The organism is Actinoplanes sp. NPDC051411 (assembly GCF_040682075.1).
GTDB lineage: Bacteria > Actinomycetota > Actinomycetes > Mycobacteriales > Micromonosporaceae > Actinoplanes.
In genome coordinates, this window is sequence record NZ_JBFBAD010000128.1 from 21,553 (window position 1) to 28,044 (window position 6,492).

The window sequence follows — 6,492 nt, forward strand, 5'->3', positions numbered from 1 at the left end:
GACCCCGTCCGCCACCGCGCCGTCGTTGGCGGGCCCGCTCAGACTCGGGCATCGGACCGGCGCATCACCGGCGGGCCGGATGGGCGGGCCGTCGGCGGGCCGGCCGGCCGCCACGGGCCGAGCCCGTCGACCCGGTGGAAGTCCCAGGTCAGCGTGCCCGTCTCGCTCTCGGTGACGCGCCGGGCGGCCTCGCTGACGGTCCGCCCCGAGGTGGTCAGGCCATATCGGAGCGCGGCCAGCACCTTCCCGGCGACCGGGTCCGCGCTCATTCCCCTGGTCAGCCACATCGTGGCCCGGAGGCCGTCCGGGTCACCGCACACGACGCTGACGTTCAGCCGGGCCGGCTTGGTCTCGTCCCGGGGCCGGTGCCGCTCCGCGTTGAGGCCGCACACCCACTCGTACCGCAGGTGCAGCGTGCCCGCGGTCCGCCGGGACCGGCCCCGGGTGACCATGATGATCCGCCGGTCGGTGACGAGCCAGGCCACGTGCTCCGCCAGTTCCTCGGGCACGCAGTAGAAGCCCAGGCCCTTGGGCAGCAGGTCGTCCTCCACCCAATAGCCGGCCGGCCGTTCCGAGCGCCATTCCAGCAGCCGCCGCTCGCCCGGTTCGAGGACCGGCGCCAGGTCGCGGTCGAGGACCGGCCAGAAGGGCTGCCCGTGGCCGGATTCCGGCCCGATCACGGCCATCGCCGGCCAGGTGTCGCCCGCGATCGGGTGCGCCGGCGCCGGCTCCGGCTCGCCCCAGACCGTTTCGGCGTACGCCATGGCCTCGTCGAGCGCCACCGCGTACGCCGCCTCGGTGCGATGCGCCGCGCCCCAGCAGTCCCAGCCGTGCCCCGGCACCCGGACCATCACTATCGTGCCGCTCGCCGCCCGCTCACCGAGGTCGTCGAGCAGCTTCGAGTTCTCCGGAAAGGCGGCCACGAACTGGGCGAAGCGTTCGGCGATCTCGTCGCCGGTGCCCGGCCCGAGCACGAGCACGATGCGTTCGTGGCTCAGTTCCTCCGACAGCAGTCTCAGCTCGTCCCGCAGCCCGGGATGGATCCCGGTCGGGGTCGCCGACACGACGATCGCGACCGCGTTCTCGCACCAGCGTTTCACCTCGTCGCGCCAGGCGTCGTGCGGCAGCGACGCCTTGAGCGCTCCCCGCCGGCGGAGCGTGGTCCGCGGGTCGGCCGCGCCGATCACCGGGCCGAACCGCCGCAGCAGGCCGGCCAGCACCTGCTCGAAGCCGCGTCGTCGCACCGGGACGAGCACGTCGAAGAAGACCTGCACCAGCCGGATCCGGCTGTAGGACCCGGCCCGCAGGGTCGCCTTGTCGTCGTCGAAGTTCCGCAGGTACACGATGGCGCGCGGCGTGTCGCGGGGCACGACCTCCCACACGTCGGGTGCCCACAGCCGCAGGGCCAGCTCGTTGAGCAGGAACAGGCCGCCGCCGCAGAGGATCAGCACGGCCTCGGGCACGCCGAACGGCAGACGGGTCCAGCGATCTTCCCTCGCCAGCACGATCGATTGCCATTTGAGGACGGCGTACAGGAACAGGATGGCGACGAGGCCGGTCACGACGACGGCCGAGACGCCCAGCGCCGCGATGCGGCGGGAGCTCCACCGGATGTCGGACCTGGCCAGCCAGTCGTCGAGGGTCGGGCGGTCCACGCCCCGGCGGTACTCGGGGTAGCGCCGCCGCACCGCCCGATGGCCCAGGATGAAGACCCAGGCCGCGGCCGCGAGCAGGAAGAGGGCCTGCCGGGCCGGGTCGTCCGGGCGGACGGCCAGGAGGATCCCGAGCACGGCGACCGCGAGGAAGGACACCGACGACCGCCCGATCCGCAGCACCAGGGCCGTGCCGGCCGCCGCGAGCAGCACGTACCGCACGGGCATCGCCTGAATCGCGAGGCCGGCCGACCAGAGGATCAGGCCGCCACCGGCGAGGCGGGTCACGCGCCCGGTGCGTACCCGGCGGGTCCGCGAGCGGAACCGGTCGGCGTCGCTTCCGACGTCGACCCAGCGGTCGTCGCCGGTGACGACCGGCAGGCTGCGGCGCCCGACGACCTCGGCGGCGGCCGACGAGCCGATGAACACCGTCCAGGCGGCGAACAGCGGGAACACCAGGCCGGAGAGCGGCGCGTACCAGGTGGCCGTGCTCATGTCGGGCGTTCGCCGAGTGCGGCCTCGATGACCGGCAGGTAGAGCCGGACCTGTTCCCGGTCGCTCTCCTTCTCGGGCTCCGACAACCTCCCGTACGGCGTGGCCATCTGCTGCTCCCAGCGGGCGACCAGTTCGGCCGGCACGACCAGCGAGCCGTCGGCCGCCCGCTCGCACCGGGAATGCAGGTAGCGCTGCCAGTGCGACCAGCGCTCGTGTTCGATCGCGGCCAGGGCCTCGAGCAGGGCGGGCGAGCTCAGGACGGCCAACGGCTCGATCATCTACAGACGTCCTTTGTCGACGAGACGCCAGTAGTGCTTTCCCAGCGGCGTCAACCGGCATGACCTGCTCCCGATGGCGGCGTGCCACATGTGCGGGGCGCCGACCGGCCGGAGCAGGTTGACCTTCGCATAGCTCTGCAGCACCTGGAAGACCTCGGTGCGTTCCGGGTCGGGCGGTGGGATCGACGGGTCGGCCAGCTGGTCGGGTGACCGCTCGGGCTCGTACGACGGATCGAGCGGGAAGTCGTGATCGGGGGTGGGAAAGTGTCTGGTCAGCGCGCGCAACTGGTCGAGCGGGATCGGGGCCGGCACCTTGCGCAGCGACACGAACCGCTTCACGTTGGTCTTGAAGACCGGGCGCTGGGCCCACGACCCCAGTGACTGGTCGATGTGGGCGTACACGCTGCCGGGGGTGATCTCGCCGACCAGATTCGCCGCCGCGCCGTCCAGGGCGTCGACGAACAGGCTGGTGAAGACCCCCGCTCCGCCGCCCGGGGTCTCGTCGGCGTACTGCTCCTCGGTGGACGCGGTCAGGATCGTCACGCCGCTGGAGATCTCGGCCGTGCCCCGGAGCATCGGGTGGTTGGCGGCGACCCCGCTGTGGCAGCTGTCCAAAACTATGATCTTGTTGCGGGCGGCCGACTTGTTGGCGAACGTCATCACCTCGGACAGCGCGAGGCCGTCGTTGCCGTCGTAGCAGTCGCTGGCGCAGAGGAAGCCGCCGGTGTCGTCGACCCAGCCGTGCCCGGCGAAGTAGAACAGGGCGATCTCGGCGTCGTCGTCGAACAGCCGCCGGACCGCTTCCCGCAGCTCGGCCCGGGCGACGAAGCCGGCCGGGCGGGCGGCGGTGAGCAGCCGCGGCTGGTCGAAGTTGACGCTGGCCTCGGCGTCGCCGTGCCGCTCGAGTGCGGCCGTCATCGAGCGCGCGTCGTTCACGCAGCCGCTCAGGTCCTTCAGGTGCTGGTAGTGGTCGATTCCGACGATCAGTGCCTTGCGCATGACGAACTCCGTGGATCAACGCAGCTGGGCGATTTTTCCTTCGATGCCGACGAACAGCCGGCCGTCGCGGGTGACGCAGATGGACGCGACGTTGTTGTAAGGCTGACGGACCCGCGCGATCAGGCCGGCCGGGCTGACCAGCGTCACCCGCTCGTTGCCCTGCACGGCGAACCAGCCGGCGCTCGACGCGGTCAGGCCGTCGGGGTCGGACAACAGGAGCTGGGCGGCGGCCTTGCCGCCGCGGCTCAGCACGACACGGTCACCGGTCGGGCTGAGAACCCAGAGCCCGGCTCCCTGTCCGAGGACCTCTTGCGGTCCGGCGACGGTTGATTCCGTACGCGCGAGCGACAGGTCCCCGGCCCGCAGGTGGTCGAGGCGTCCCCGGTCGACGACCGGCACCACGATCTCGCCGCCGGAGACCGCGACTCCCCACGGTGTGCCCTGGATCGGCCGGGCGGTCTGCTGGTGGCCGGTCCGGACCGACAGCGCGACCACCTTGTGCTGGGCCGGAACCGCGGTGACCAGCGCGTCGCCGTCGAGGGCGAGGCCGCGCAGCCCGGGCGCCAGCTGAGCGGTCCACAGTGTCTTGTGGGTCGTGAGGCTGACCGCGATCACCTTGCCCGCGAGCGGCGAGTCGCCGTACGCCACGCCGCCGCGCACGATCAGGTCGTCGAGGAGCTCGGTGGACGTGCCGACGACGTTCGCCTTCTTCTTGGCCAGGTCGAGCCGGGCGATCTGGCCGCCGTCGAAGGAGGCGTACAGGTCGCCGGTCGAGGCGTCCTCGGCGATGCTGACGGCGGTGGCCGAGCCGGTCGGCACGCCGGGATGGTCGTGCAGGTTGACCCCGATGACGAAGGCCGGCACGAGCGCGGCCAGCGACGAGCCGACGATCCGCAGTGTCCACGGCAGGACCGCGAACTTCCGGTACGCCGGTACGTACACGGGCGCCTTGCCCGGCTCGTACACCTTGACGGCCGGCGGTGGCGAGGAGTCCGCGGCCGGCACCGGGCGTACGCCGGAAGCGCCGCGCCGATGGTCGGCGACGATCCGCCGGATCACCGGGGTGGCCTCGGTCCGCTGTCCGAGAATGACCATCGCGGCCTGGATCGCCGCCTCGTAGCCGACGTCGTCGGGCGCCCGCCCGGTGAAGACCAGCGCCCGTTCGGGGTCGGCGTTCTGCACCACGAGCAGGGCGTCGGCACCGCGGGTCGCCTGCGTCATCCGGCTCCACGGGATGTTCAGCTCGCGCGCGAGCAGAGCGAGGCGCCGGCGCTGCTCGCGACGGTCGCAGGGCGGGATCAGGAACAACGTGCGGTGCAGGGCGCCCAGCCCCTTGATCTCACCCAGCTCGATGACCAGCGACCGGGTGCGGCCGACGACCATGCACACGGCCGCCGACTCGGTGATCAGCCGGCGGACGCCCTCCTGCCAGCCGTCCATCGGGTACTGCTGGCGGACCGCGCCGAGGGCCGGGGGCAGGCGCTCGCCCGGCCGGCCGAGTGCGATCACCGGCCCGATGGCCGACAGCGCGGTGGCGACGACCTCCTCGAACCGTTCCCAGCGGCGCAGGCACAGCCGGTCGACCAGCGACGCCCGGTCGAGGCGGCGGGCCCGGATCCGGCGTTTGTCGTCGGCGAACGACCGCAGCAGCACGATATGCCGGCCGGGCGAGTTCTGCGCCTCCTGCCGGACGCGGCGCATCGCGATGCGCCGCACCAGCATGAGCGGCAGGACGGCGAGGGCCAGGACGACGAACGAGACGACGATGCCCACGTCGGCCAGCCGCGAGGTGATGTAGTCGGGGCCGGCCGGGTTTAGGCCGAGGCCCGCGAGCGACAGCGAGAAGTCCGCGACGAGGAAGGCGACCGCCACGATCGCCGCGGTCAGGATCAGTCCACCCACCGCGAGGAACCGGGCCGTGCCGCGGAACGGGCGCGGCTGGTAGCGGCCCGGGCCCCGGTGCAGCAGGCGCGACTCGGCCAGCGACATCAGGAGGAACGCGGCGAACACCGCCACCGCGGTGTTGTACGTGCCGATCAGCAGCACCTCACAGGCGCGCAGCAGCCAGACGCAGACCGCGAGCTTGGCCAGGGCCAGGGCGGTCGCCTCGGACAGCGCGAGCCGGGCGGCCGGGTCGACCGGCACGACGAACGGGTCGCGCGTCCGGCGTCGCCGGAAGCGCCGGAACGCGCGCCGCCACGTGGCCCGGTCGATCAGCGCGATCGGCAGGACGAGCAGCAGCGGTGCGACGATCGCGGCCAGGATCCACCAGCGGTTGATGTTGTCGCGGGCGTAGTGCGTCGGGTGGACCGTGACCGGAGCCGCGGCGTACCGGGAAAGGAGCGCGACCTGCCGCGTGTTCAGGTCGCGCGCCGCCGCCGCGACGGTCGCCGGGGCGTTGCCGCCGCTCGCTCCGACGAGGATGCTGACGCTGACATTGCCCTTCTCGGACAGCACGCAGAACGCGGCCCGGTTCTTCTCGTCGACGGTGTATCCGGAACGGGCGGTGCCCGGCACGGGCTTCGCGGTCGCGGGTTTGCAGAACGTCCGGAAGCCCGCGTAATAGGTCGGCTGGGTCACCTGGATCGCGACCACCCTGACATATCGGGTCTGGTCCGCGCTCGACCATTCCCGCTGCCAGCCGCCGACGACCGCGGAGTGCAGCAGATCGGCGGCGAACGGGCTGCCGCTGGTCCAGAGGCCGTTGGCGGGCGGCCGGTCCTGAACCTCGATCACGCCGGTGCCGCCCAGGGCCGAGCGGACGTCGGCGCTCGAGACCAGGTGGGCCGCTACCGCGGGGGCCCGGTAGGGCGGGAGGACGGCCGGGGGCGGCCCGGAACGGAAGCTCGGCGAGGTGCGGACGGCCAGGAGGATGCCGAGCACGGAGAGGATGCTGAGCGAGATCCAGGCGAGACGGCGCAATCCCGGCCGGGCCGTGGCCGGCGCCTCGGCCGGCCCTGCGGCCGGCACGGTGGCCGGCCCTGTAGCCGGCCCTGTAGCCGGCCCTGTAGCCGGCCCTGTAGCCGGCCCTGTAGCCGGCCCTGTGGCGGGCACTGTCGCGGGCGCCA

4 protein-coding genes are annotated in these 6,492 nt (G+C 72.8%); all 4 read right to left on the reverse strand.

Annotated elements, in window-relative coordinates; genetic code table 11:
- Nucleotides 1-38 precede the first annotated feature (38 nt).
- Genes AB0M88_RS43175 through AB0M88_RS43190 form a run of 4 tightly spaced genes read right to left on the reverse strand, consistent with a single transcriptional unit; the run spans nt 39 to nt 6,394 of the window.
- On the reverse strand, nt 39-2,147 hold the full coding sequence (locus AB0M88_RS43175; RefSeq protein ID WP_364112265.1) for a hypothetical protein: 2,109 nt from the start codon (nt 2,145-2,147) through the stop codon (nt 39-41).
- Nucleotides 2,144-2,425, reverse strand: a complete 282-nt coding sequence (locus tag AB0M88_RS43180) for a hypothetical protein (protein ID WP_364112267.1) — start codon at nt 2,423-2,425, stop codon at nt 2,144-2,146. The genes AB0M88_RS43175 and AB0M88_RS43180 overlap by 4 nt, the downstream gene beginning before the upstream one ends.
- Nucleotides 2,426-3,424 carry a caspase family protein gene (locus AB0M88_RS43185; RefSeq protein WP_364112269.1) on the reverse strand — a complete coding sequence of 333 codons (999 nt, stop codon included), beginning with the start codon at nt 3,422-3,424 and terminating at the stop codon, nt 2,426-2,428.
- Between the two features lie 15 nt (nt 3,425-3,439).
- Entirely contained in the window at nt 3,440-6,394 is a 2,955-nt protein-coding gene (locus AB0M88_RS43190; protein WP_364112271.1) for a hypothetical protein, read from the reverse strand.
- Nucleotides 6,395-6,492 lie beyond the last annotated feature (98 nt).

Bases quoted from the DNA above. Each gene is read 5' to 3' on its own strand.
- AB0M88_RS43175 (WP_364112265.1), bottom strand. From the start codon at position 2,147: ATGAGCACGGCCACCTGGTACGCGCCGCTCTCCGGCCTGGTGTTCCCG.
- AB0M88_RS43180 (WP_364112267.1), bottom strand. From the start codon at position 2,425: ATGATCGAGCCGTTGGCCGTCCTGAGCTCGCCCGCCCTGCTCGAGGCC.
- AB0M88_RS43185 (WP_364112269.1), bottom strand. From the start codon at position 3,424: ATGCGCAAGGCACTGATCGTCGGAATCGACCACTACCAGCACCTGAAG.